This window comes from Shewanella gelidimarina (assembly GCF_023283945.1).
GTDB classification, from domain to species: Bacteria; Pseudomonadota; Gammaproteobacteria; order Enterobacterales; family Shewanellaceae; genus Shewanella; species Shewanella gelidimarina.
The window spans coordinates 1-26,593 of the sequence record NZ_JAKIKW010000031.1 but is presented as its reverse complement, the minus strand read 5'-3'; the positions used below and the strand labels follow the sequence as shown (position 1 = coordinate 26,593).

The 26,593-nt window shown below is 41.0% G+C and carries 15 protein-coding genes; 8 read left to right on the top strand and 7 right to left on the bottom strand.

Going from position 1 to position 26,593, the window contains the following annotated elements:
- Window positions 1-67 precede the first annotated feature (67 nt).
- On the bottom strand, window positions 68-2,449 hold the full coding sequence (locus tag L2729_RS19670) for a Lon protease family protein (RefSeq protein ID WP_248989783.1): 2,382 nt from the start codon (window positions 2,447-2,449) through the stop codon (window positions 68-70).
- 521 nt (window positions 2,450-2,970) lie between these two features.
- A complete protein-coding gene (locus tag L2729_RS19665; RefSeq protein WP_248989782.1) occupies window positions 2,971-5,133 on the bottom strand; it encodes a peptidase U32 family protein in 2,163 nt (720 codons plus the stop codon).
- Window positions 5,134-5,571: 438 nt separating this feature from the next.
- On the opposite strand from L2729_RS19665, the gene L2729_RS19660 reads away from it, so the two are divergent.
- Complete coding sequence (locus tag L2729_RS19660; protein ID WP_248989781.1) at window positions 5,572-6,207, top strand: protein-disulfide isomerase; 636 nt, start codon at window positions 5,572-5,574, stop codon at window positions 6,205-6,207.
- Window positions 6,208-6,320: 113 nt separating this feature from the next.
- Here L2729_RS19660 and L2729_RS19655 read toward each other — a convergent pair whose 3' ends face one another.
- Window positions 6,321-7,163 carry a helix-turn-helix domain-containing protein gene (locus L2729_RS19655; RefSeq protein ID WP_248989780.1) on the bottom strand — a complete coding sequence of 281 codons (843 nt, stop codon included), beginning with the start codon at window positions 7,161-7,163 and terminating at the stop codon, window positions 6,321-6,323.
- 579 nt (window positions 7,164-7,742) lie between these two features.
- Here L2729_RS19655 and L2729_RS21745 point away from each other — a divergent pair.
- Window positions 7,743-8,249: a type II secretion system protein gene (locus L2729_RS21745; protein ID WP_283104296.1), complete on the top strand. Its 507-nt coding sequence runs from the start codon at window positions 7,743-7,745 to the stop codon at window positions 8,247-8,249.
- Window positions 8,250-8,597: 348 nt separating this feature from the next.
- On the opposite strand, the gene L2729_RS19645 is transcribed toward L2729_RS21745, so the two are convergent.
- Complete coding sequence (locus tag L2729_RS19645) at window positions 8,598-9,710, bottom strand: NADH:flavin oxidoreductase (protein WP_248989779.1); 1,113 nt, start codon at window positions 9,708-9,710, stop codon at window positions 8,598-8,600.
- A 531-nt stretch (window positions 9,711-10,241) separates the two neighbouring features.
- Between L2729_RS19645 and L2729_RS19640 the strand changes: the two genes are divergently transcribed.
- Window positions 10,242-10,940, top strand: coding sequence for an aspartate/glutamate racemase family protein (locus tag L2729_RS19640; protein ID WP_248989778.1), 699 nt, complete (start codon window positions 10,242-10,244; stop codon window positions 10,938-10,940).
- A 487-nt stretch (window positions 10,941-11,427) separates the two neighbouring features.
- Window positions 11,428-13,005 carry a BCCT family transporter gene (locus L2729_RS19635; protein ID WP_248989777.1) on the top strand — a complete coding sequence of 526 codons (1,578 nt, stop codon included), beginning with the start codon at window positions 11,428-11,430 and terminating at the stop codon, window positions 13,003-13,005.
- A 157-nt stretch (window positions 13,006-13,162) separates the two neighbouring features.
- Here the strand turns inward: L2729_RS19635 and L2729_RS19630 are convergent, their stop codons facing one another.
- The gene (locus L2729_RS19630; RefSeq protein WP_248989776.1) at window positions 13,163-13,879 is read right to left on the bottom strand and encodes a 3'-5' exonuclease; all 717 of its coding nucleotides are present in this window, start codon (window positions 13,877-13,879) and stop codon (window positions 13,163-13,165) included.
- On the bottom strand, window positions 13,879-15,765 hold the full coding sequence (locus L2729_RS19625; protein WP_248989775.1) for a DUF294 nucleotidyltransferase-like domain-containing protein: 1,887 nt from the start codon (window positions 15,763-15,765) through the stop codon (window positions 13,879-13,881). The genes L2729_RS19630 and L2729_RS19625 overlap by 1 nt, the downstream gene beginning before the upstream one ends.
- A gap of 538 nt (window positions 15,766-16,303) precedes the next feature.
- On the opposite strand from L2729_RS19625, the gene L2729_RS19620 reads away from it, so the two are divergent.
- The 3 genes from L2729_RS19620 (at window position 16,304) to L2729_RS19610 (ending at window position 18,587) form a co-directional block, all read left to right on the top strand.
- Window positions 16,304-16,660 (top strand): MerR family transcriptional regulator, encoded by a 357-nt coding sequence (locus tag L2729_RS19620; RefSeq protein ID WP_248989774.1) that lies wholly within the window; start codon window positions 16,304-16,306, stop codon window positions 16,658-16,660.
- 58 nt (window positions 16,661-16,718) lie between these two features.
- Window positions 16,719-17,096, top strand: coding sequence for a carboxymuconolactone decarboxylase family protein (locus L2729_RS19615; protein ID WP_248989773.1), 378 nt, complete (start codon window positions 16,719-16,721; stop codon window positions 17,094-17,096).
- Between the two features lie 459 nt (window positions 17,097-17,555).
- Window positions 17,556-18,587, top strand: a complete 1,032-nt coding sequence (locus L2729_RS19610; RefSeq protein WP_248989772.1) for a sensor domain-containing diguanylate cyclase — start codon at window positions 17,556-17,558, stop codon at window positions 18,585-18,587.
- A 215-nt stretch (window positions 18,588-18,802) separates the two neighbouring features.
- Here the strand turns inward: L2729_RS19610 and L2729_RS21805 are convergent, their stop codons facing one another.
- Window positions 18,803-22,060: a bifunctional diguanylate cyclase/phosphodiesterase gene (locus tag L2729_RS21805; protein ID WP_346347770.1), complete on the bottom strand. Its 3,258-nt coding sequence runs from the start codon at window positions 22,058-22,060 to the stop codon at window positions 18,803-18,805.
- A gap of 658 nt (window positions 22,061-22,718) precedes the next feature.
- Between L2729_RS21805 and L2729_RS19595 the strand changes: the two genes are divergently transcribed.
- Window positions 22,719-24,599 carry a methyl-accepting chemotaxis protein gene (locus tag L2729_RS19595; protein ID WP_248989771.1) on the top strand — a complete coding sequence of 627 codons (1,881 nt, stop codon included), beginning with the start codon at window positions 22,719-22,721 and terminating at the stop codon, window positions 24,597-24,599.
- The last annotated feature ends 1,994 nt before the right edge of the window (window positions 24,600-26,593 follow it).

Here is a 26,593-nt window from a genome sequence, read left to right as displayed (position 1 = left end):
AAAGAAAAAATCATCAAAAAGGCCGAACTCATGTTCGGCCTTTTTATTTTCATCACAAAAATGTAATTTACGTTTTTGGTTTATAAAGTGACTTCAACCGTAGCTGAGCTTTACCCAATAAGCTTTTAGGATCGTAGTTTCCTTGCTTATCCGCTTTACCCGCTTTAATTCCAGTGAGCAGCTCAATCGCCTCGTCTACGTGACTGATTGCCCAGATATGAAATTTCCCTTTTTTAACGGCGTTGACGATATCAGCTCTCAGCATCAAATTATGAATATTTGAAGCTGGAATGATCACACCTTGACTGTTCTTGCGGCCTTTAATTTTACAGACATCAAAGAAACCTTCAATTTTCTCGTTCACCCCGCCAATAGGCTGAGATTCACCAAACTGGTTCATTGAACCGGTAATCGCAATATCCTGTCTCAGTGGCTGGTCAGCAAAAGAGGACAACATCGCGCATAGCTCTGCCATCGTGGCACTATCACCATCAACACCGCCATAGGATTGCTCAAAAGTCAGGTGTGTCGACAAAGGGATTTTGTCTGTTTTACCCAAGATAGAAGCAATATAAGCGGTTAAAATCATCACGCCTTTTGAGTGAATACTGCCGCTGAGTTCAACCGTGCGTTCAATATCAAATACGCGCCCTTCACCAAAAGAGGTGGTCGCTGTAATCCGACTTGGTGAACCAAACTGGTAGTCAGTCGTCGACATGACTGATAGTGCGTTAACTTGACCGGTTTGCTTACCTTCAGTGGCGATTAAGGTGGTGCCGTTAATGAAACTTTGCATGTAATCATCTTTAGCACGACATATACGTTGTTCTTTGTTGATTAATGCTTGCTCGACATGACTGGTACGGATCATATTTGAACTGACGGCCTGGGCGCAGTAGTTTGCCTCTCTGAGTAAATTAGCAATATCAACCGAGTGCAAAGAGAGCATATTCTGATCGTCGGCTTGCCGAGAGCTAAACTCAATTATCCGTGCTATCGCTTTGCGATCGCAATGCAGCATCTTATTGCTGTGTACAATGCTAGAGATAAATTGCGCGTAATGGCTTTCAGAATCATCGGTTCGTGGCATTCTATCTTCAAAATCAGCTGTGACTCTGAATAGCTCGGTAAACTCAGCGTCATATTGCTGTAATAGTTTGTATGTGGCAAAGTCGCCAAATAGAATGATTTTAACATCTAACGGTATTGCTTCCGGCTCAAGAGAGATAGCGCCGGACAACGTCACTTCACGCTCAAGAGAGGTCAAACTCAATTTACGTGAACGTAATGCGCGTTTAAGGCCATCCCAAACATAGGGATGTTCAAGCACTTTAACCGCATCTATCATCAATACGCCACCATTCGCTTTATGCAAACTACCGGGACGGATCAAAGAGAAATCGGTAAATACAGTGCCCTTGTAAGTCGCTGTTTCCACGTAACCAAATATAGTGTGGTAGTTAGGGGTCTCTTCAACAATTATCGGCTGATACGGAGACTCCTGTGCGACCAGTACGTTAATGAGGTAGCGCCTTGGCATCTTCTTGCTCATTGATGCGTAGGCTAGGGCGGCTTGCTCTTCACTTTCTTCAAGAAAGATATCAAGGTTGTCCAAAATATCTTTGTGCATCGCTTTTATAAAAGCTTTAACATTTGCTTGATCTTTATAGTTTTCTTTTAGCTTGGTAAAGGCAAGCGACAAGACTTCTTCAGCGACTTGTTCATCATGCTTTTGCTGTTTTTCAGAGTATTCATCTTCCCAAACCGTTATCTGTCTAACGATACCGCGAAGTTTTGATTCAAGTCCGCTAATCGCAGTTTGCAATGTGTCTTGCTTTTTTGCCGACAGCATTAAGTAGCTAGCTTCTGTATGCGGCTCTTCACCGTCAAGAGCCACTAGCTCATAGTTTCCTTGCGCAGAAATTGATAAAGAGATGCTCTCTTTTTTGGCTTCCTCGGTGAGTAAAACTAACGCTTCTTCTTGCTTTGCGGCTAATTGATTTTTCAATTTATCAGAACGGGAAAAATACATGTCATTATCAAACGCTAAAGGTAAACCTTTAGCTAATTTGAGCATCAACTTTTCAATCTGCTTTTTAAATTCGAGTCCACTTCCAGCGGGAAGCTTGAGTACTTTCGGGCTGCGCGTATCGTCAAAATTGACGACATAGCACCAATCGTAAAGCGTACGCCCGTTAGCGTTTTCTTTTTGTCGACTCAGGTGGCGTAACACCATAGTACGTTTGCCTAGTCCATTACGGCCTAGTGCATAAATGTTGTAACCTTTTTCTTTCATGGATAGTGCGAATTCAACAGCTTGCTGCGCTCTTTCTTGGCCGACTATTTTGTCTAGTGGCTCTAAATGCTTGGTTGATTTACAGGTAGGCGCAAGCTGATTAAGTCCTGAAGTTCGATATAGCTGGTCACTGCTGAGAGGTGTTATTGGCATAGTCGTTCCTCTTATGACGGTTAATAATTCCACTCTATACAGTTAGATAGCATTTATCCGCAAAAAATTGATATGAATGAGTAAAATCACCGCTATATGGGCTCAAGTGCTGTATTAGTAAACAAAGTGACCTTATTCGATTTTCATTTACTGAGATGCGGATGTTCAATTCTGGCTGAATAGTTCTAAAGATGTGTAAAAAGTAGACGACTATAGTGGGATTTGCTCAGCAAGCATTGATCAAATGTAAGGGGTAGCTTGTCATAAAATATTGATTAGGACTTAAAGTAGCCAATAGCAGCGTCGTTAATGCTGATGCAATTAACGACATAAACCTCTATTACTTCGCGGCGATAATTAGTGCGCTAGCGATCATAAACCTTTTAAGTATTGAGCTCGGGTTGAAGCTGAAAGCGCTTGCTTAAGAGAGTTAACCTGCTCTGGTTCAGAGCCTGGGGCCAATAATCGCTTAACAGCGCTAACAAGATCTGCTTTTGGCCACACAAATTGACTCTGGGTTTCTATTGCCCGTAGATCCAACAATATATGCTCAAATCTATTGGGGATTTCATGATGATGTCTGGGTTGAAGAAGTGCTCTGCACCGATCAAGTTATTGTGATCTCGCCTTTTTTTATCAATGATAAAACTGACGTCTTTAACATTAGTAATTGTCGTCTGTTTTTTGCAAACCGATAGGCACTCGCTATCCATTACAGACTTATCGCAACCAGAAGACTGCAAGAATAAGCACTGTCGACTTGTCATCAGCAATACGGGATGCAATGCGCTGTAATGTAGGCTGAAATTCTGTGGAGGATTAATGGCTTTTATCTGTTTTGCATTAAGTTCATTAGAGATAAATGCGCCAACACAACCGACTTTTTTCAAACTTTCTAAACTAAATGAATTACTGGTATTGAGGTGGGGCCCTGCAATCCAGTTAATACCCAACGTATGGGCGGTATGGCCTACACCGCTATTATTAGTGGCTATTAGTGTTTGGGGAATACTCTTAAGCAGTTGCGCTACGGCAATAAAGTCTGCTTGCAACACGATGGCGCCAAACCAGGGGGTGAGTTCTGGGTATACGTTGAATAGCGTAATGAGTTTTTCCTGTTCAGCGGCAATTGAGTCGGGCACCGCGTAGTAAAATCTCACTTTTTCTGTCGAGCTTTGCTGCTTTAGCTGTGTGTATAAGGCCAGATCTTTGCGATTACCGATCAAAACAGATAACTCAGTTGGCTGCGCTGTATCTTGAGATGTGTTCAATGCAGCATTAGCGAGGCGCTGTTTACGAATATCACTAAATTCAATCGGCTTATATAGCGCCTTGTTGCCGTTCAAAAACCTTACAATGGCCGTTTTCATCTGAGTCAGCTCTTTAAAAGAGAGATAAATGCTGCTTGCCAAGCCTGTGCAGTTAACGGTCTTTAGCGCATGTTTATAAGAATTTAGGCTAGCGAAGCGGCTGGCGAGTTCCTCAACCGATAAATGATACTTGTCCGCAGCGGTTAAACAGCTTGTTGATACCACACTGAAACTTGGGGTGTTACTCGCCGCGACAAAAACGCTAATGTTAAGAGGAGTGCCAATATCGCCGCTGATCTGCAGCTCAATTTCAGGCTTACTAATATCCAGTGTCTTTATTTGTTCTGTCACTGAATCAATAATAAGGGTTTTCTTATCATAAAGCCGTTGCTTAACGACCTGAATAACCTCACTTGTCGGTTGGTCACTGTTAGACGCTATCGCGCTAAAGTGTTGTACAGCGTTATCTCGAGGGTTGTCGATGTACATCTCTTTGCCCACGTTCCCCGTTAGATAGCCATTGGTAAAGTCACGGTTAAACACCGTATATAGTGCAGTTTTATCACTTGTTAATGTTTGCTGCTGTTGCAGTTTTGTCAGTTGCTGCCGCCAAGTATCAATAACGCTATAAACGTAATGGGATTTTTTTATCCGGCCTTCAACCTTTAATGAATCAACACCCGCATTAATGAGGCTTTCAAGATCATCAAAGGCGGAATTATCTTTCATATTTAGAGGATAATCGGCGCCTACATCAGTACGTTGATATTGATCTCTGCAGGGCTGACTGCAACGGCCGCGATTACCCGAATTACCGCCGTGTGCGGAGCTGAAATAACAAAGGCCAGAGAAGCCAATGCAGTTGGAGCCATGTACAAACACTTCCGTTAGCATGTCGAGCGTATTCGCCATCGTGGATAACTCGGTGATCTCACCAAGATCCAATTCTCTAGACAGGTTTGCTCGCGTAGCTCCCATCTCCTTTAAAAATGCCAGCTGACCGCTATTGTGAGTGGTTAATTGAGTTGAGGCATGTACTGCTAAACTGGGGTAATAACGGCTAATTATGTCAAACACACCTAGATCTTGCACAATGACACCGTCAATATCGGTGTTCACAAGTTGGTTAAGTAGTTTGAAAAGAGCAGGTAATTCATGCTCTAGCACAATAATATTCAAGGTTAAAAATAGCTCACAGTGATGCTGATGAGCGACTCTTAATAATCCGCATAACTGTTCAAAATTGAGGTTTTCTGCGCGTTTTCGAGCATTGAAATTATCAAGGCCGCAATAAACGGCATCTGCCCCTGCAACGATGGCCGCTTTGATTGACTCAATATCACCACCCGGTGCCAACAACTCGATTTTTCTCACGATAAATATCAACCTAAAACATGTATGACTAAGATCTTCAAATAGGCAAAACGATGTGCTGTATTAGAAGCTGTTAACAAACAATTTTAGTGATTCAATAATCCCGTGGCTACGGAACATGATTAACTTATGACTAAACTATGAAGTTGATCGCCTTTGACTCGTCTTTTCGACCCATCCATTGTTGAATGATGCTCTGGCATACAAGATTTGAGCAATTGAAGCGGCAATTTGCTTAGACAGAAATAGGGGGTAACAGAGCTGCAAATGTTAGATTTATCGCTATGCTGTGGCTCGGGGCTGTTTGCTGAGGCGTTAATAAATCAAAATCTGGCAAAAGATTGCACAATATTGACTTTTATTGCACAAGGTCAATTGATATAAAGTGAAAAAGCTCTTAGGATCAGCATTCACTTATCAATATCAAGATTGAAGTAAATGAACAACGATACCAAACTTAACGATGCCCAGCTTGAGCTGTATTTTATTTATGACAGTCATTGTCCATGGAGCTATGCAACAACGCCTTTAGTTAATGCTCTATGTGAAGCTTTTCCAACCATACAACTTCACTTACTGCACTGCTGCCACTTTGACGGCACAGATTCAGCGGGTCTTGACCAAGTTGACGCGATTAAAAAGCTGTCTAAGGTTAAGTTTGGTAGAGAGCATATTCGTTATGCAAACAGTCCAAAAGATGCCACTAAAGTCGCTAATCTAATGGCTTGGCTAGAAACCAAACAACCAGATAAAATGCTAACCGTGCTGACTGCATTGCAGCATGCTCATTTTGTCGAAGGTAATCCACTGACCAACAAACATGATTTTAGCACCATCATTGATACTCATAAGCTATCGCCATCGAATAAGGTGTTTAGAGAAGAGTTACTCAATGATGCTGAGCAGACCCTGGCAGGGATTGCTGAGATCTATGAAGTTATTGGTACCACATCATTTCCAGTGTTAATGTTAACCGTTGATGACCAAGGTATTTTCATTGACCATTCCAAGTATTTAGGGGCCCCTGAAACCGTTGTAGAAGCAGTACGACAAGAGGCTGAACACCTAGACTAATACTGAGTGCTAAGGCTTGTAACTTATTGCTGCGGATTGTGATTGAGTTGCAGGCCTTTTTATTAAGAATAAGGCCATGGTATAAACCCATTCGCGCTGTCACCCCGTCGGATCTACTCGCTAGGGTTAACCCCGCCATAGATATCGATAGCTAAGCCTCTTTCTTCAATATAATTTTTCGGTGTTAAGCCAATCTGCTTTTTGAGTTGTCGAATGAGATGAGGTTGGTCACTAAAGCCGAATGTTAATGCCACATCAACCCAATCAATGTCCGTTGCATCGCGCTGATACAAGTATTCTAACATCGCTTCCAGTTTGTCCATCGACTGGCATTGTTTCATCGTGAGCCCGGTGACTCGATTAAAACTGCGCTCTAAGGTTCTCTGCGAGCAACACAGCTTTTCACCCAGTGTTGAAATAGGCGTTGAATCTAATAATGGCAGCGCTTTACGGGTTATTTCACTATGTTGATCTTCAATAGCATTGTTTAACAATGGTAAAAATAGTTCATCTAGCTTGGCACAACACACTAAAGGCTCAGTACGCCCTAGTTGCAAAAGTGATTCCACCGAAAAATCAGTGACAGAAAGCCATTCCGCTATTTCTATGCTGGCCGCTGAATTTAGGCTTGGGTGATTGTAATTGGGAATATCAACAGAGTAGAGAGCGCCGACATGAAATTTAACACCAAGACAAACGAAACGCTGGGTATGATCTAAGCGTAATGTTTTCTGCTGAGGATAAAGCCAATGACTGCCATTTCCATCTGAGGCGATCGCTGCAGTGTCATAATGATAATGTTGCGCTTGCGGGCAAATAATCAGATGAGCAGAAGGATCTGGATTCAGTTTCGGAAAATTATGAGTATCTTGTAAGGTTGTTTTTTCTATCAGCCAGTAACACTTGATGTACTTAGCCACCTGTGTGTTTTTAGGGCTGTGTATCCATTGCAGCATGCTTAAAACCTTTGATGTTAAATCTACTGTTATTATATGGTATGTAGCCCCCACCTGCTGGGTTCTCTATTCCGTTCAAGCTCATCTTCAACTCTTTTGTTTAAACAGCGGTGGAGCATAGAGGGCTACTGACTATATTAGATTTACCCACACTAATTACACAAAGGGATAAGCGCAAATAGATGCAACATGACAATCACAACACTAAGTTACTGTATTAATATTATATATCTGCCAAATTAGGTTAATGCTAATTGGTTGAGTCTGCATTTTCTATAATCGTTTTGTGGGTTACACCTCATTTTTAGTCTAGGTGGTTTGGTTACTATGGCTAATAGGCTTTACTTTTTAGACATCATTATTGTTAAGTTATTAGCTGACCGTTTATGGCTTCGTGAGTCGTGCTCCAGTAGTTCTTCTATTCCATGTAGAGAATAATTAAACCACCGTTAAGCGCCGTATCACGATTATATAAAATGTTACTTATCCACTTAATATCGTCGTTAAATGAGCTCCTGTGTGGCGCTGCATCAACCTTAAGTTGTATTATAAATAACAGATTGGAATAGTTTTCACATTATGAATATTAGGCGCGCAAGTATTAAATTAGTAAAGAGTGAAGGTGGATTCACCTTAATCGAACTTGTTGTCGTTATTATTATTTTGGGAGTTTTAGCTGTTATTGCAGCACCAAGATTTATTAACTTACAAAATGATGCGAAAACAGGGAGTCTACAAGCTGTTAAGGCCGCGATGGAAAGTGCGACAAAGCTTGTGTATTCGAAATCAAATATCAAAGGTAATCAGGGTTTAGCTAGGGCTTCAGGCGTGAATGTGGATATTAATGGCACGATTTTAGACATAAAATACGGTTACCCTTTAGCTAACTATTCATTAGCAAATGGCAGTTGGGAAGACCTCATTGAATTAGATAATGAAGTATATTCAAGTGCGATAATCGGAGGTCACTTTATTGTATACCTTGGCACAACGGCTCCAAAGGGTTTACAAGATAAATGTATGGTCGGTTACAAGCAAGTCGATGGACCATCTAGCTTACCCATAATCACTTTAAATAAGTGTTAACTTATCATCATACTAACGAGAATAGGGCGTGCGTAGTGGTGTCTTTAGTTTCAATGACAAACCAGCCATAGGCCAAAGCGGCTTGATTTGGAGGGAACCCAACTTAAAAATATCGTGTAAATGAACTTAATACCCAGCATAACCTCAGATATATTAGCCCTCAGCTTGTGTGCCACCCGTTAATATCTAGAGGTAAGTCATTGAACTAATTAGCTGTCTTCCAAATTGACATGTTCTGTATTGTTCACAGATGCACTAAGACAGAACAACTAGGATAATGCTCCCAAATCGAACCTAATGAAGGTTAGAAAGATATCAACTGACAGCATCGGTTTTTTAACCGTGCCTTTACGTGGGCTTTAGATTGGTTTTTCTCTTTTTATGCACGACACAAAAATTGCCACGCTTTGTGCGGCATTTTGAGCATCTTTCACAATCAACAGCGGCTTTGTTACCTTGCTTCCAGCGCTTAATTAAATGAGGCTCTGCCAGCAAAGGTCTTGATATTGCGAAGTATTGGATATTGGTTCTATTGGCAATATCTTCTATCGCAGCAATGTCACTCAATCCGCCTACGGTAATAATAGGGACATTAACGTCTTGGCTAATAGCATGGCCGTATTCATGGAAGTAACCTTCTTGCTGAAGGGTATATCCATCATAAGTCTCGCCAATCATAGTGCTGGCCTTGCCATGGATATTTCCTGAGATGATGATTGCATCCACCCCAATCGCTTCTAATTTTTTACAAATTATGCGGGTTTCAGCAAAGGTTAACCCGCCCTCGAAAAACTCAGATGCGGTTAATTTAACTAATATTGGATAGTCATCACCTACAAGCTTTCTTACCTCAGCATAGATCTCTACTAAAAATCTCATTCGATTGTCTAAGCTGCCACCATATTTATCTTCTCTTCGATTGTAATATGGACTTAAAAACTGATTGATTAAGTAGCTATGTGCTGCATGTATTTCGACTCCATCAAACCCAGATTTTTGGGCTCTTCGGCTTGCTTGAGCAAATGCCGCAATGATGTAATCTATTTCATCCTTAGTCATCGCTTTGCCTAAAGTTTGTGTACCTCTTTCGCACACTTCACTCGGCGCATAGATCACTCGTTCGCCTACATTATGCGTAGTTTTTGTGCCACCGTAGGCAAGTTGCATCACTATTTTGGCATCGTTGCTGTGTACCAACTCGGTGAGTTTTTGGTATTCCGCGATAAAGGAATCATTGTACATTCCCATCATGCCGGCATTTGGCTGTTCTTCTTCTACAATATTTGCATAACCCGTGACAATGAGGCCGACTTCCCCTTTAGCGAGTTCTGCGTAGATGGCGTATAACTTATCCGTCATATGACCATCTTCAGTCGCCATATTTTCCCAGGTTGCGCTTCGAATGAAGCGATTTTTCAACGTCATGTTGCCAATACAGGTTTCTGCAAACAAAGTACTCAAGTCTCATCCTCTTAAAATCATTATTTGTATTATTCTTTAGCGTGATCATGAAATAAAAAAGAACAGCCATGCAATAAGCATGGCTGTTCTTTTTTGCTATGCACGAATCAGCAATGACTCATATTACCTGCAATATAGAAGACAATCCTTAATCTGGATTAAGATAGTGCCATATACCTAATCTTAAAACGGGTTTCAATCGAGTGATGTCCATACTCAATATATGAGTCGAATACGCATACCGCCTGAGCATCGCAGGCTGAGAGTTGAGGTTATTTTTTCTGTTCAAAATCACTGTCGTTTGCAGCACACAGGTCTGTTAGTACTGCAGTCCCTTTCAATCATTAATGGCTATTGATCTTGAATCTGTCTTCAAATGGTTAAAGCGCTATTTGTGCTTTGCAACGCTGTAATGCGAAGAATATTAAAGGAGAGGGCACTTAAAATATTGAAGCAACACCACTGATTCTAATCATGATTAATGTTTAAATGGTCTTTGTGTATTCATTAAAGACGTATTATCAGGATATTATGAAAACCATTGGACTGTTAGGCGGGATGAGTTGGGAATCAACGAGTAACTATTACAAAGCACTCAATGAAGGCGTTAAATCTAAGCTTGGTGGATTACATTCAGCCAAAATATGCCTTTATAGTGTCGATTTCGCTGAAATTGAGTTACTGCAACATCAAGGGAAATGGACAGAAACTGCAGACATTCTTGTTGATGCCGCTAAAGCGGTAGAACTAGCAGGTGCTGATTTTTTAATGATCTGTACTAATACCATGCACAAAGTTGTCCCTGAAATAGAAGCTAAAATTACCATTCCTATCCTACATATTGCCGACGCGACGGCAGAGCAACTGGTTAAAGATGGCATAACAACGGTCGGGCTTCTAGGGACACGCTTTACCATGGAACAAGACTTCTATAAGGCTCGGTTAACTGAAAAGTACGGCATTAACGTTAACGTCCCCAATTCAGCTGACCAAACGGTAATACACAACATCATCTACGATGAGCTATGCCTAGGCGAGATAAATCCGAGATCTAAAGATAAATACTTAGAGGTTATTAATACGCTATTTCAGCAAGGGTCAGAGGCTATCATATTAGGCTGCACGGAAATTGCGTTACTTATTCAACAAGCAGACACCGATATTTCATTGTACGATACGACTGAAATTCACGCAAAAAGTGGTGTCGAGCAGGCATTAGCGTCTGCTTAATCGTACTCATCCTTTAAGGTTAACGGCTTACAAATAGAGCATTTCAGCTTTAAAACGTTATGTGGAGCTCTCTATTTACCGCTAATATCGACTTGTTTGACAGTTCATCAGCTCAAATTTTGTTTAACGACGGTTCAAATAACACTTAGATGGCAATCAACCGAGTACAAAAGCCCCTACAATCAAATGTAATCTTTTTCTTAAATAGTTGAATTTCACATTTATCAAAAAAACGAGTGTAATTTGTTGTGCGATAGGATAGGAGCGGCTTAATAACGAATTATCAGTTCAAGTTTAGGTCGATTTAAAATTCAATAGCCATTCAGACCCGTGCAAACTGACAAAGTGCTTTCAGGAAAAATTTACAATCTATTACCTGGAAAGCAACATCAGAGATGATTGATTTCAGCAATAAGCTGCAAGTTGCCGTCTAATAACGTAAAATAAAGTTACATTTTCGAATGAAAGTTGTTCTAAACGAGGATCAATGAATACTAAAAAAGATAAATACAGTATTGATAATACCGATTACACAGTCGGCCAAGATAACATTCAAAAATGGGGTTTTGATGTCCACAACCCTGTTTTTGGGATCAGCGCTTCCTTAATCGGACTCTTCTTAATCGCCATCTTAGTGGTCGATCCTGAAACATCAAAATCCGTATTAGATGGCATAAAATGGAAAATCATTGGCGCTTTTGATGGTTTGTTTATGTGGTCAGCCAATATTTTTGTGGTATTTTGTTTGGCGATGATTGTCTCGCCATATGGCAAAATTCGCCTTGGCGGTGATGAAGCAAAAACTGACTACTCGATGATGTCATGGATTGCCATGTTGTTTGCAGCAGGCATGGGTATCGGTCTGATGTTTTGGGGCGTAGCAGAACCTGTTGCTTACTTTACCGGATGGTTTGAAACTCCTCTTAATGTGACACCAAATACACCCGAAGCCGCTAAGTTAGCCCTTGGCGCGACCATGTTCCATTGGGGACTTCACCCATGGGCCATTTACGGTGTAGTGTCACTGTCGTTAGCCTTTTTTGCTTACAATAAGGGCCTACCGCTTTCCATGCGTTCAGTCTTTTACCCAATCCTAGGTGATCGCACTTGGGGCTGGCCAGGGCATATCGTAGACATTCTAGCGGTGCTTGCCACTCTGTTTGGTCTGGCGACTTCTCTTGGACTTGGTGCTCAACAAGCCGCGAGTGGTTTTCACCATGTGTTCGGCATTGAAAACGGCTTAATGCTTCAAGTCGGCATTATATTTGTAGTGACTCTGTTGGCCGTTGGGTCAGTAGTCCGTGGTATTGATGGTGGTGTTAAAGTCATCAGTAATGTCAATATGCTGTTGGCACTTGCTTTAGTCCTGTTTGTCACTTTGGTTACTTTTGCTGTTTCGATGGGTACCATTCCGACAACAGTCATGGGATACATTGAAAACATTATTCCATTAAGTAACCCGATTGGCCGTGAAGACGAAGCTTGGATGCATGGCTGGACAGTTTTCTATTGGGCATGGTGGATTTCATGGTCTCCTTTTGTGGGCATGTTCATTGCGCGTATTTCACGTGGACGTACTATTCGTGAGTTCATGACGGCTGTGTTACTTGTCCCTACGTTAGTTACAACGCTTTGGATGTCAGTATTCGGCGGTGTTGCGATTGATCAAGTCATTAATAAAGTCGGTACGTTAGGCGAAAAAGGCTTAACAGAAGTGCCACTAGCAATGTTCCAAATGTTTGACGCATTGCCAATGGGTAACATTTTATCTCTACTTGCTGTTGTGTTGGTGCTGGTTTTCTTTGTGACCTCATCAGACTCTGGTTCACTGGTGATTGATAGCATTACATCAGGTGGTAAAGTCGACGCACCCATCCCACAGCGCGTATTTTGGGCATTTATCGAAGGCGCGATTGCTGCTGCTCTAGTTTGGGTGGGTGGCACAGAGGCCATTGAAGCCTTGCAAGCGGGTGCAATTTCAACGGCCTTGCCGTTCACCATTATTCTGTTGGTGATGTGTGTCAGTTTGATAATGGGACTACGAACAGAGAAGCGTATTAGTTAATCTGTTGCAATGTTCGATAAAAATAGAAACCGAGTGATGCGCTTATTATGAAATAAAGCATTACTCGGTTTTTTTATGGCTATAACGTTATAGTCAGCGCTTTATCATTCAGGGTCAATACCCCTTATTTTATCGCCACAGCTTTATAGTTAAAGCTTCATAACCATAGCTTCTTAATCGGCGTGTCTGGGCTGAAATGGTGGTGGATTTGCGCTTGTAGTAGCTCTGCGGTAGCAATAGCATCGGTTAAGGCATCGTGTGGCGGATAAGTGGGCAGATTATAACGGGTACGACTATTGGCAAGGCGAATCGATTCCGGGCGAGTATTTTTAAACCAGTCAATAAACTTTTTCGGACGAGCCTGTTGGATATCTGCTTCAATTTGCATGGTATCAACGACCGGGAAAACAATACCTTCATTGATCAAGCTTCTAAGTGCAGCATCAAAAAAGTCACGTTCAATTCTGCGGTAATGCACCACCACAATTTTCCCTTCCAGCTCGTCCAATAGCTGCTCTAAAATCCGCAGCAGATCGGGTGCTCCCTTAAGATCAGAATGAGTAATCCCGTGAATGATAATTGAATCTTCCTTGAGTTTATCTTCCGGTGTTATAAACCAGTGTTTAGCCCGTCTACAAGCAATTCGTTGCAGGGTAAAAGGAACCAAACCAATGCTAATAATGCTATTTTGATCAGCATCTAAACCGGTGGTTTCAAAATCTAAGGCAACAAAATCGATATCCTTAAGTTCGGTTTCACCATGGTAAGTACTGGCATTATAAAAGTTAGTTAGGCGGCTATCTTTACTTTCAAGCGCTTTAATGTGCAAAAACGCTTTCCAGTTTAATACCTCTTGATTGGTAAAATTACGCATTATTTACCCTGCATACTGTTGGCTGTATAGCGGAACTTTAAAAAGTTTTGTGCACTGCTTAACACCAAAAAAGCATCTTTTAAATTACGCCTTTCAAAATCAGACATGTTTTCAGGTTCGATATTGTTATCCGGCTCTTGATCTGACTCGATGTCTAATGCTTGATGACGAATACGAACCAAAGAGATGAACTCCATCGCATGTTGCAGATCTTTGCCTTTTGATGGCGGTAAAATGCCTGCCTCAATGATGTCTTCTAATCGATCAAATGAATTTTGCGATTGAGAACCAATAGCAAGGGCGTGCACACGGATCAAGTCGGCTAACGGTGCAGTACCACGTCGCTTCAAATTAATAGTGTTGTTATGACGACCATCTTTTTCCATTACAAAATCTTTAAAAAAGCCAAGTGGAGGTGTACGGTTTAATGCGTTTCTAGCAAGACAGGCCAAGAAGCGGTTGTTCTTCTTCGCTTTTCTAAGGATAAAGGCATTCAACTGTTCAGCCCATTTTTGTCTGCCATAGACACCGTACAGGTCAAAAAAGATGGAGCTATTAAGTAGCGCTTGCGGGTTTGGATTCTCTATCCAGTCAGCAAAGCACTCTTCCCATTGAGACTGGGTTTTTCGATACTCAGGATTAGTCGCCATGATGTCACCGGTGCAATAGGTGTAGCCGCACGCAGCCAAACCATCACAAACATAAGTGGCAAGCGCCTTAAAGTAGTCCCCATGCAGTGATTCTTGATACTCGTTATCAAGAATAATCGCATTATCTTGGTCGGTAACAATAAGTTGTTCATCGCGCGCCATAGAGCCTAATGCTAGGAAGCAGTAAGGCACAGGTGGTGGGCCCAGCTTCTCTTCCGCTAACTCAAGAAAACGCTGTTTAAAACTTCTGCCAATTTCCGACATGGCTCGACCCACCATGTGTGAGTTGGCATCTTCGTTAATCATGCGCACAAAGCAGTCTTTGAGTTGACTCGACAGAATAATAAGATCATCAATACTGTTTTGTTGAAATATGCTGCTGACAATTAACAGGCTATTTTGAGACTCATAACGAATGATGTCGGTGACTTCTATTAAGCCAATCGGTTGTTTGTTTTTGAGAATGGGCAGGTGATGAACGTTATATCGAAGCATTAATAGCATCGCTTCAAAGATATAGGCGTTGTGGTCCAAAGAGATGAGTTCTGTAGACATTACTTCGACCACTAGGGTATCAACATTTAGCCCTTGCGCGATCACTTTAGCGCACAGATCGCGCTCAGTAATAATGCCAACAAAGCTATTACCACCTTCATCCGCTAGGTTAGGATCATTGATGATTGCCGCAGAGACATTCTCAGCAGACATAATTTTGGCCACATTCTGAATCGTGGTCGTGGTCGGCAGCATCACTGGCTCGCCACTGAGTAAGGTTTTTACTTTTGAGGTCGTTAGTGAATTAGCATCATCACTATTATCTTCAACGGCTTGCTGTAATCGAATACTGCCTTCTACTTCAACAAAGTCGGCAAAGGTGTCGAAGCGTTCGCAAAAATCAGCAAAGATGTCATCTGGAATGCAGTACAAAAGGGTGTCTTTAAGCGATTTGGCTGGGAAACGCACTTTATTATTGGTCAATAGCCCCATCTGGCCGAATAAACCACCTTGATCAAGCCGGTTATAAAGCTCACCAGTACGGCGATATATTTCTACCACACCGCTGCGGATCATATAGAGGTCGTGGATCTTGTTACCAAACTCAATGATCATACTGTCAGCTCGGTAGTATGAGATCTCGACACTTCTTGAAACTTCAATTAACGCTTTTTCTGGCAGTTGATCAAAAGGTGGGTATTGGCGGATGAAATTTCGAATTTCAAGTAGCTCGACTTCCATTGTTCGCTCGATATTGATGATTTGAATATATATTAACAGTATATGGTATCTACGACATATATGCAGCTAGCCCGTTTATCAGACTGTTATTAATAATGCTCATCTGTTCTTTATCGAATCTGAACGGTAAAACTGATTATCATTCGGATGGTTCCGCTTTGATATAGCGAGCCTATGAACTAAGCGGTATAGGGTAAAAAAACGGAAATAATAGCAATGATTAGACAATGGCTAAACAAAAGTAATTGACCTAACATTCGGCCTAATTTGGGTTCAGTGCTAGGTTGGGGCAGTAACCTAACGGTTAAATTCATGCTTTAAAATACTATCGGGTAGCTAGCCTGTACAAAACTCGCTGCGTTCCATATTGCTGTTGTCTAATGTGGAATCGATTGAATTGTTAATAGAACAAAATGCCATAATCATGGGTATCATGGTAAAGCCTCTATTGTTCGGTTTGTTCCTGGCATCTTATTGCGTAATGTCATCAATCAACTAAAATAGAGCAAAAAAAACACTAAGTATTATAGGTAATACTATGAATATGAAAGATTTTTCAAATATAGTTGGTCTATCGCCTCATACCCTGCGTTACTATGAAAAAATAGGTTTACTTAAAAACGTGCACAGAAACACTAGCGGCCACAGAGCATATACCAACAGAAATATAGAGTGGGTTAGTTTTGTTAATCGCCTGAAGGAGACTGGAATGCCTTTAGCGAACATCATCGAGTATGCAACGCTCCGAGAATTGGGTTCAAATACCGTATTAGAGCGCCAAATGTTGTTAGAACAACACCAAGAAAGCTTGAAAATTCATATTCAACAGCAACAAAAACATCTAGCGGCTTTAGCGCATAAAATCAGCCAATATAAAGAGGGAAAAGTGAGTTGACTTAGAGTTAACTCTAACTTGTAAGCTGTGGCTTCAATTTAAAGATTGGAGTTTACTCATGAAAAATACCAGATTCACCTTAGGTTTAGCGCAGCTATCAAAAATTGACGGTGATGCGGGACATCAAGTTATTGAAAGCCTACAAGAGATTTGTCCTGATCTCGCTAGGTTCACGATTGAATATCCTTTTGGAGACATCTACACCCGCCAAGCCCTTGATTTGAAGTCGAGAGAAATAGCAACGGTTGCAGCGCTAACCGCATTAGGTAACTGCACTCCACAGCTTAAGGTTCACTTAAACGCCGCTTTGAACGTGGGTTGCAGCGAGGAAGAGGTAAAAGAGGTGTTGTTGCAAATGTCAGTTTATGCCGGTTTCCCTGCAGCGCTAAATGGAATGTTTGCCTTTAAAGACGTTCTAAACGAGCGAAAAGCTTAAGCTTTAACTTCCTTTAACTGATCTGAATTAAATGCGTTAGGCACTTTACCCTAACGCGTTTATGTCTTTAAGTGGGCTTAGACAGCACAACTACCGTGAACCCACAAGAGAGCTACAACTTTGGTGTAGATTCAAAATATTTTCCTATTACTTCCCATACTACTAGCCATTTTCGAGTCGAATTAGAAATGAGGGGTAAATTTACGCATACATGGGAAGGGTACTTGTAGAGATTAAACTTAACGGTACTTAATCAACCTACTACACTTACTTGAGCTTGCCAGTGTTCACTGCCAATATTTGGCAAGTAATAGCTCGATAAAACGGCTAGAGAAACGACTGTTTGAAAAATATGAAGCGGCGCTTTACATCTGGCCTGCTGTTAACTTCAATACCAGTATGTGAGGACATTGAAGTGACCGTCAGGATAAATAATCTCAAGGATAGAGACGATACATAATGCCATTATCTAAATTCAGAACCAAAGAAGATCATCTGCGTTTTTCTAAAAAGCAGAGCCATGCGTGGATAGAACATTCTCCTATTTGTACAAAAATTATCGACCTTGATTTTAACCTGCAGTTTATGAGTTCTGCAGGAGTTAAAACGCTTTCCATGAGTGATGTTACGCAGTATTACGGCAAGGCTTATCCTTTTGATTTTTATCCGCAGTCTTTTCGGGACCAAATGTCCAATAATTTAAGAAAGGCGCGAGATACCGGCTTGGTTATAGAACAAGAGGCTAAAGTGGTAGACACGCTAGGAAATGAAGTGTGGTTTCATTCAACTATTTCGCCAGTCAGTGAGAATGGAGATCAAATAGATTACCTAATGGTAGTCTCAATCGATGCTACCGCAAGGCATACCAGCATTCGGGAATTAGAGCAGCTTAATGATGAGCTTGAACGCAAAGTTTATAGCCGAACACTTGAACTTGAGAGTGCTAATAAGTTGTTACATCAGCAAGTTGAAACCGATTTCTTAACCAAGTTACCTAATAGACTTGCCTTCGATAGACACATAAGTATGAGCATAACATCTGCTAAATTGAGTAAAAAATACCTTTCGCTGTTGATGATCGACGTTGATAACTTTAAAACCTATAACGATAAATATGGGCATGACGTTGGTGATCTTGTTTTAGCAAGTATCGCGGAGTCTATAGACAATTCATTACTTAGACAAACCGACATTGCAGCTCGACTTGGCGGTGAAGAGTTTGCAATTTTATTGCCCGGGACTGATGTTAACGCAGGCTTTTGTATTGCAGAGCGGATCCGTACTAATATTGAATCATTACAGGTTTGGAATAGCGACTCAGATATGATTGCTAATATGACGGTTAGTATCGGCGTAGCGTCTTTAAAAGATGATGAGCTAAATGCCACGCACTTACTAAAACAAGCAGACAAAGCTCTTTACCTCGCTAAACATTTGGGGAGAAACAACTCACAGATCTACTTTGCAGATGTAGTCAGTAAACTGGCATAAACCTGTATATAAGCTGCTTTTTGTGAAACACTGGATTCAAAAAACAGGGTGAGTAACTAAGCCAATTAAAACGAGGCTCTCAACTAAAGTCCTAATGATAGGAGAGAGAAAATATGATTCTCAATATAGTATAAGAGCCTTTTTAACGAGTTTGAAAGGATTGCTGATGGATTCAAATCACTCTTTAAAGATTATTAAAATCAACAAAATGCCACTTAATCTCTCCACGTACCATCAGGCTGCCAGTTTGCTGCCCATTCGGGAATATCTTTAGCAATCATAGGTCTCGCAATGCCATAGCCTTGCGCTAATTCACAGCCCAATTTCAACAGAGCGATACCATGAGCGATAGTCTCAACACCCTCTGCAATTACTTCACGTTTAAATGACTTAGACAACACCACAACACTTTCGACAATTGCCAAGTCATCAGGGTCAGTCAACATATCACACACAAAAGTCTGGTCGATCTTAATTAAGCTCGCTGGTAAACGTCTCAAGTGACTCAGTGAAGAGTAACCCGTACCAAAGTCATCTAATGCAAAGTTAACCCCAAGTTCGATGCAGGCGAGCATGGTTTCAGAAACCTGTTGCACATCGGCTATCGCACTCGTTTCTAGTACTTCTAATTCTAAAGAGCTGGGAGTAACCTCGGGGAACTCGGCCAACAGCTCAGCTAAGCGAGATACAAAATTCTTACTTTGTAATTGAAGCGCGCTAATGTTGACACTGATAGGAATATCCAAGCCCAACTTTTGCCACGTTGAAATTTGTGTAAGTGCGGTGCTAATGACCCATTCACCGATCTCTATACTGAGAATGTGATTCTCAATGACGGGTAAAAAATCGTTAGGGGGGACTAAACCTCGTTCAGGAGATTGCCAACGAATTAACGCTTCGGCACCAATCATCTTCCCCGTTTTCATATTGACCTTAGGTTGGTAATAAAGCACAAATTCATTTTTATTGAGAGCTTTACGAATACAATCTAACTTTTCATGTTGAGTGATCATTGCAGCATTATGTGCAGAATCAAACAAACGATATCGGTTCTTCCCCTCTTGCTTCGCGACATACATGGCTTGATCTGCATGACGCATAAGTTGGTCTGCATCGACGCCATCTTGCGGGTAAATGGTGACACCAATACTAGCAGAGACCTCCAGCCTGACTCCCCCTATTACTACAGGTTCTGATGCGGCCAGCAACAGGCGTTCCAACATGGGTTCACAATCCTCCACCGTTTCTATATTCTCCATCACAGCGACAAACTCATCCCCGCCGATACGGGCCAGGGTGTCTACATCGCGTAAAGCTTCCCTCATACGAGATGAGACCACAATTAATAATTCATCACCAATCACATGACCGTAGGTATCATTAACGTCTTTGAATCCATCCAAATCAAGAAAGGCGACCGCTAGTAATGAGTGTTGACGTTGGCAATGGCTCATGGATTGCGTTAGACGGTCTGCCAATAATGTCCGGTTAGGTAAGTGAGTTAACATATCATAGTGGGCAATACGTTCTAATTGCCCCTGATGCTCTTTAATCGCGGTGATATCGTTGAATAAGGCCACGTAGTTTTGCACTACGCCAGTATCATCGAGTACCGCGCTTATCGTGAGTATTTCCGGATAAACCTCGCCATTCTTACGTTTGTTCCAGACCTCCCCCGTCCAATGCCCCTTTTCTTGCAAAGCGCTCCACATCTCTTTATAGAACTCAGGCAAATGACGTCCGGATTGAAGGACCCTTGGATTTTGTCCTATCACTTCATCACGGGTGTAGCCTGTGATCGCGCTAAAAGCATCATTCACGTCTATGATGACACCAGTAGTATCAGTGATAGTGATCCCTTCTCTGGCATAGGTGAATACGCTGGCAGCAAGTTTGAGTTCTTCTTCAGATTTCTTGCTATTGGTGATGTCTTGGTGCGTGCCAGACATTCTCACCGGATTGCCATCACTTTTCCATTCAACCACTCGTCCACGGTTGAGTATCCAGACCCAACTGCCATTTTTGTGCTGCATCCGGAATTCACATTCATAAATGTCAGTCTCACTCCTGAAACAACGCCTTAGCAGTTGAAGGGCGTTCTTTACATCATCGGGATGCAGTCGTGTCTCCCAGGTGTCGATGCTAATGGGTTCAAGCTCTTTAAGGTGGTACCCCAACATCTCTGCCCAGCGCTCATTGAATGCGGTTTTGCCTGTCTGTACGTTCCATTCCCAGGTGCCAATGTTGGCGCCCAAAATCACTTCGGCATAACGCTGGCTTTGGTCACGATATTGCTTCTCAGTCTCTCTCAAGGCTATTTGGATTCGCCTATTTTCGGTAATATCTTGGATCAATGACGTCACGCCGATAACGTCACCGCTCTCACTTATAATTGGCGTGTTGTACCATTCACAGATGATAGACTTGCCATCTTTTGTCATGTTCTCATTTATATTTCTGGTCGCTTTATTTTTTTCAAACAATACCTTATTCAGGTTATTGATATCACTTCTAAAACCTTCAGGCACCAAGACGTCGAATAAGCAATGCCCCCTAACTTCGTCGGCGGTGTATCCGAATATTGCTTCGGCTGATTTGTTGAATTCAACACAGTTAAGGTTTTTATCCCACGAAATGTACCCCAGCGGCGTATTCTGAACATGGTGGGATAGCATTGCCTCACTAGCCTGTAATTCCATCGCAGTTCTGTTGCGGTCAGTAACATCCCGAATGAACCCCATATAGCCTTGAACTTGACCATCCTCAGCTTTGATCACAACTCTAGTGGTTTCGCCGACAAGGATACTGCCGTTCTTGTGCCGGTAGTTTACTTCATAAGGTTTGACTTTATCGCCAGCGGATAGATTGAAATATATACGACCATATCGCTCGAACTCTTCATCACTTTCGTAAATTACAGCTGCTTTTTCCCCTACTAGTTCATCCGCACGATACCCTAATAAGACTTCCATGCCCTGATTTATCGAGATGATATAGCGATCAGTGTTCGCAAAAATGAAGCCATCGGTTGCACAATCTGAAATTGATTTGAACAATCTTTCATTATTTATTGATGTTGTTTTAGTTTCCTCAAGGGCACGCATTGTTTCTTCGCGTTCGCGAATTTCTCTTGGAACCCAGTGCTTGAGTAGAAGTAAAATGACTAGCAAACCAGCAGCAATATTGATTAATTTTGGGAGAATGAGCAAAGAGGGTTGCGACAACAGCTCGTGGATAGCTTTTGGTACCAGTCCGTATAGTGAGTTGAAATACAACCCAAAATAGACACTTTCAATTATGGTCCTGAAGGCATCAATGGTAAGGACCATAAGGAGAACGCCAACCGTTCCACCAATAGCGCCATCAACAGCGTGTAATTGTCTAAGTTTTACCAGATAAATACCGACTATGACCAACCATAAGGAGGTCAATATCCAGTATGAAAACGGGGTAATGATGTCAAACGGATCCATTTCTATTTCTCTAATAAACTTACAAGCAGACTTTCTAGGTCTGATGCCGATCAGGCTAAAAAAGAGCGTATGACAAAAGCTATTAACGCTTTTAGCGGCTCTTATATACTTTAAATTCGAATGTTAATCTCGTTAGTCATTACTTGAAGCGGCTCAATTATATTGTGGTCATTGATGCACCCAGTATTAAAGCAAATTTTCAACATTAACGTTTCATGATGGATCTTAATTGATTTAGACCGTTAACATACATAGAAAAAATTATTCCGGAACCTTCATCACCTTTTTATTGGTATTTCATGCTCCCGCTGTGACAGGAGGCTGACATTTCTAATAATAAAAGAAAACCTGCTTTATCGAATTACAGCAACAAACAGAGTTATTCCAACAAAATTGAATTTATACAACCTCTGTTCTGCTCAAAACGAATAAACGCATTAAAGTTGACGATAACAATTTGGAATTAATTCCATAAATAGACCGGGTTTACAGATATTTACCATGTTGTAGAAGACTTCATAATTTAGGCCAAACTACGTTGCCCATTATGAAGATTATTTGTATCTTGCCTTTAATTAAAATGAAGTTTTTATGATTAAGTCTGTAATGACTAAGTGAAAACTCTCTGTTTATTCTTAAAATATGGGCTTAAATATCTATGCTGCTGAAACACAAAATAACGGGACTCTTTACTTCGTTATCATTTTTTATGGTGCTCTTTGTATCCATCCTTGCTTATCAAAATTTTGCTGAATTCAGTCAAACCAGTTATCAGGATAAGGTTGAAACGCAATCAAAGCTTGTGGCCCAAGCATTAGATGAAAAGTTAATGCGTTTTTTCGACGTAATCGATTCTGGTACATTCTTTTTCGATGATTATGGCGACCTCGATCTTGAACGAGCCAACCTCACCGTTGAAGAGATCGCTAATACGATTGAGGGGGAGGCCGGTATCTATTTAGGTTTAAAAGATGGCACCTTAATTAGTGATGGTAAGGCCGTACTTAATTTTAATGCCATCACCGCTAAACGTGAATGGTTCTTGAAGATTTTTGAAGGGGAACACTACGTAGTTACTCGATCTTTTGTTGATGTCACTAAGAATGTTGAAGTGTTTGGTCTTTCTGTGCCGATCATGCACCAAGGACGAATTTCCGGAGTAGTGTTAATCAATATCCCAGTTAAATTATTCAGCGATTATGTAGCCTCTCTTACCAGTAACAATCAGATGTTCGTCTACCGAAGCGATGGCTACATAGTATCGAGTGAGGTAAAGGACAATATTGGTAAGAATATATTTGAATTACGTCCGCAGTACAAAGTGATATCTGAATCAAACAAGTCGATGACATACAGTGCTCCGGGTTTGGGAGAGTACTTTGTAACAAGTAATAAGATGAAGGTTCGTAACTGGACAGTGGCTAGTTATGAAGCGATGGAAGTCATAGAAGCTGCCAGCATGAATAACCTATATGACGCACTAATTTTGATTGCAATCTCACTAGCTGCACTGATGATCGTTATCTACCAGATGGTTATTCGTCTTATCTATAAACCTATCGGTGGGGAGCCACTGGAAATATCAAACATGGTCAAACAAGTTGCAGAGGGTGATCTAAGTATGGATTTATCCACTTCAGGGGTGGAAGAAGGTATATATGGCAATGTGATCTCCATGACACAGAATCTTAGGACTATTGTCGCCAATATTAATGAAACGACAATTGCACTGAATAGCTCCTCAGCCTCCCTTTCATCATCAGCACAAACTATGAGTGATGGCTCAAAGGCACAAACAGTGCAGCTTGAGCAGACTTCGACGGCGATGAACGAAATGACCTCCACAGTCGATGAAGTAGCACGAAGTGCACTGCAAGCAGCTGAGTCGGCCCAGGGTGCGAGTGAGCATTCTGAAGTTGGAATGAAGGTGGTAGAGGATATGAATTCTAATATCCGCTTACTGGTCAATGAGATGGACGGTGTTACCCATGTCATCGAAAACGTTGAGGCCGAAACCGTCAATATTGGTAGCATTCTCGATGTGATTAAAGGTATTGCTGACCAGACTAATCTTTTGGCTTTAAATGCTGCAATTGAAGCGGCACGAGCCGGTGAGCAAGGTCGTGGTTTCGCGGTCGTGGCTGATGAAGTTCGAAGCCTTGCAAGCCGGACGCAAGAGAGTGCTAATGAGATCACGTTGATGATTGAAAAGCTACAAACAGAGGCAAAAAAAGCGGTAACACAGATGGGGGAAAATACTCAGCTTGCTCAACTGACTTCGACAAAGACAGAGGAAGCGAATCAATCCCTGACACAAATTACCACCTCTGTTTCTATTATTCTCAATATGAATGACCAGATAGCCACGGCATCAGAGCAGCAGACTCAAGTAGCGGCGGAAATTAACCAGAGTGTTCTGGAGATCAATGATTCGGCCAAAGAAACAAATATCCACTCTAATAGCACTACGGAACTTGCACAAGAGCTCGGTGGAATGGCTAATACCTTAAATGGGATAGTGAGCCAATTTAAACTTTAAAAGCGGGCACCTATTCAGAAGCTTACTCTTCTGAATATGGCTATCTGTTTGAAAAAATCATTGTGAATAACTCGTTAGATAAATTTTAAAGGCGAACCTGAAATGGTTTGCCTTTTTTCATGAGGTTTATAAAGGTCTGAATTCAGATAATAATCATTATCTCAAATGTACTTTTATCCTTTAATCTAAAACCCTATCTGATGAGAATTTTAAAATATGTATTTCTATGTGAATCCTAAGTTACCGTGGTAACGATAAAGGCTATAGAATAATAGCCATTAACACGATCACGATACTAACTTTGTAAATTTTGGATTTATCTTTGAGACTATTCAGTGATTTTTGATTTTTCTCTGTCCTCAATTATCCATTCAGCCTGTTTGATTATCAGTAGACACTCAGTGTTTGAAATATAGTGTATACCTAATATTGGCAATTGAATTAGTAAAGTTCTCTAGCAAGGTTGTGATCGGGAATGGGCTAGGGCAGTTACGGTCATAATAAGATCTAGAAGTGAGTTATGCTGCGGTTATCATTTATCTTTGATTACATCCTTTCTGTTGACCACGTAAATTAAATAGACGTTGTTCACTAAGTTGTTGATTCTTTTGTCCAAATAAAAACTCACATTGTTTTTTCTAAGTTTAATAGTGTTCAACTTTATGTTCCATAAACGATATCATTTATTTGAAGCAATCAGTTGAAACTGACAAACATAGTGTCATACAAAACAACATTAGCTGATGTATGTGTCAATGGATAAGTAAGCCCGAGTGTTGAGTATCATTTTCCTGCATAAGCGTATTAGTTGATAGAGTTAACAGCTCAAACGTTATGGATAGACAGAAACATCCCAATATTCAGTCTAACTAAATCTAGGAGATAGTATCTTTTTCTATTAATTTGCTAAAGGAGATATTTTTTGATTAGATTTTCTGTAATCGAATACTGGAAAAGATAAACAATAATTAACTGTTTCACTGTTACTTATGTCAGACATAATACTGATCCACAGTGTCGAGAATCTCCTTTAAACTCATGGTAGTCACTTAAGTTGAGAAATATCGGTAAGCGCTTTACCTTCAAATCAATATGTTAAAGACCCTATTTTACAACTTTGACGTAGAGGATAGACTGGTTGTTGATTGAGATTAAGCGACGATATCATCAGGAATAGACAGAAAGTAGCACGCGCTGTGTGAATTCTTTAACGATTTTGCTGGCATAGTACTGCAGAACTGACGCAGGCGCGGATGAGTTTATATCAATATCCGTGCTATTAGTATTTTAGGTCACAGATAGCTATAAAATACTTCTATGCCTGTATCCAACTCAATACACATTAATGCGCACAATGTATATTATGTTAAATAGGGTCCAAAAGTAATTAAAACACCACTGGAATTGGTCATCGCCACTCATGTTGAGATTTTCCGGCACTGTGAGATTTTTATCAATAACGACCTGATTGTCCAAGAACCTTTTAACTCTTTCTTCTATATATGAGTTTTGATGTTTTATTAAGTACGATTGATGAATCGTTAAGCCAATAACTGAGAATCTTGCCCAATCTAAAGTTAACGTGTGTCATACCGTCAGTTTTAAATATGTTCCATAGTTGGTAAATTCAGTTACTGGAATCTTGCGGACTATTTGATAATCTCAATCAGTGACTCTGAATTATTGATGGCAGGACTACATGTGTTATGCACCAGATAAGGTCTTATCCTAGATATCTGTGAGTCGTTATCTTTATGTATTCAATCACGCTTAAGCTTCTTACTAAGGTGCAATCATAAGCAAAGTTACTCAGACGTTCTCTTCAGCAAGCACGTCATTACTTCAAACCATAAAATTTCCTCCAAAACACATAACTTAAACTATGAAGTGGTCAACTAATTTTGGCCAAGGACTTAGAGTCATTCTGAAATAATCGTTCAGACTCTGCAGGCGTCAAACCACCGTTGTACTGATGTGGCCTGACTTGGTTGTAA

Bases quoted from the DNA above. Each gene is read 5' to 3' on its own strand.
- L2729_RS19670 (WP_248989783.1), bottom strand. From the start codon at position 2,449: ATGCCAATAACACCTCTCAGCAGTGACCAGCTATATCGAACTTCAGGA.
- L2729_RS19610 (WP_248989772.1), top strand. From the start codon at position 17,556: ATGCCATTATCTAAATTCAGAACCAAAGAAGATCATCTGCGTTTTTCT.
- L2729_RS19620 (WP_248989774.1), top strand. From the start codon at position 16,304: ATGAATATGAAAGATTTTTCAAATATAGTTGGTCTATCGCCTCATACC.
- L2729_RS19660 (WP_248989781.1), top strand. From the start codon at position 5,572: ATGAACAACGATACCAAACTTAACGATGCCCAGCTTGAGCTGTATTTT.
- L2729_RS21745 (WP_283104296.1), top strand. From the start codon at position 7,743: ATGAATATTAGGCGCGCAAGTATTAAATTAGTAAAGAGTGAAGGTGGA.
- L2729_RS19655 (WP_248989780.1), bottom strand. From the start codon at position 7,163: ATGCTGCAATGGATACACAGCCCTAAAAACACACAGGTGGCTAAGTAC.
- L2729_RS19625 (WP_248989775.1), bottom strand. From the start codon at position 15,765: ATGGAAGTCGAGCTACTTGAAATTCGAAATTTCATCCGCCAATACCCA.
- L2729_RS19595 (WP_248989771.1), top strand. From the start codon at position 22,719: ATGCTGCTGAAACACAAAATAACGGGACTCTTTACTTCGTTATCATTT.
- L2729_RS19615 (WP_248989773.1), top strand. From the start codon at position 16,719: ATGAAAAATACCAGATTCACCTTAGGTTTAGCGCAGCTATCAAAAATT.
- L2729_RS19640 (WP_248989778.1), top strand. From the start codon at position 10,242: ATGAAAACCATTGGACTGTTAGGCGGGATGAGTTGGGAATCAACGAGT.
- L2729_RS21805 (WP_346347770.1), bottom strand. From the start codon at position 22,060: ATGGATCCGTTTGACATCATTACCCCGTTTTCATACTGGATATTGACC.
- L2729_RS19635 (WP_248989777.1), top strand. From the start codon at position 11,428: ATGAATACTAAAAAAGATAAATACAGTATTGATAATACCGATTACACA.
- L2729_RS19630 (WP_248989776.1), bottom strand. From the start codon at position 13,879: ATGCGTAATTTTACCAATCAAGAGGTATTAAACTGGAAAGCGTTTTTG.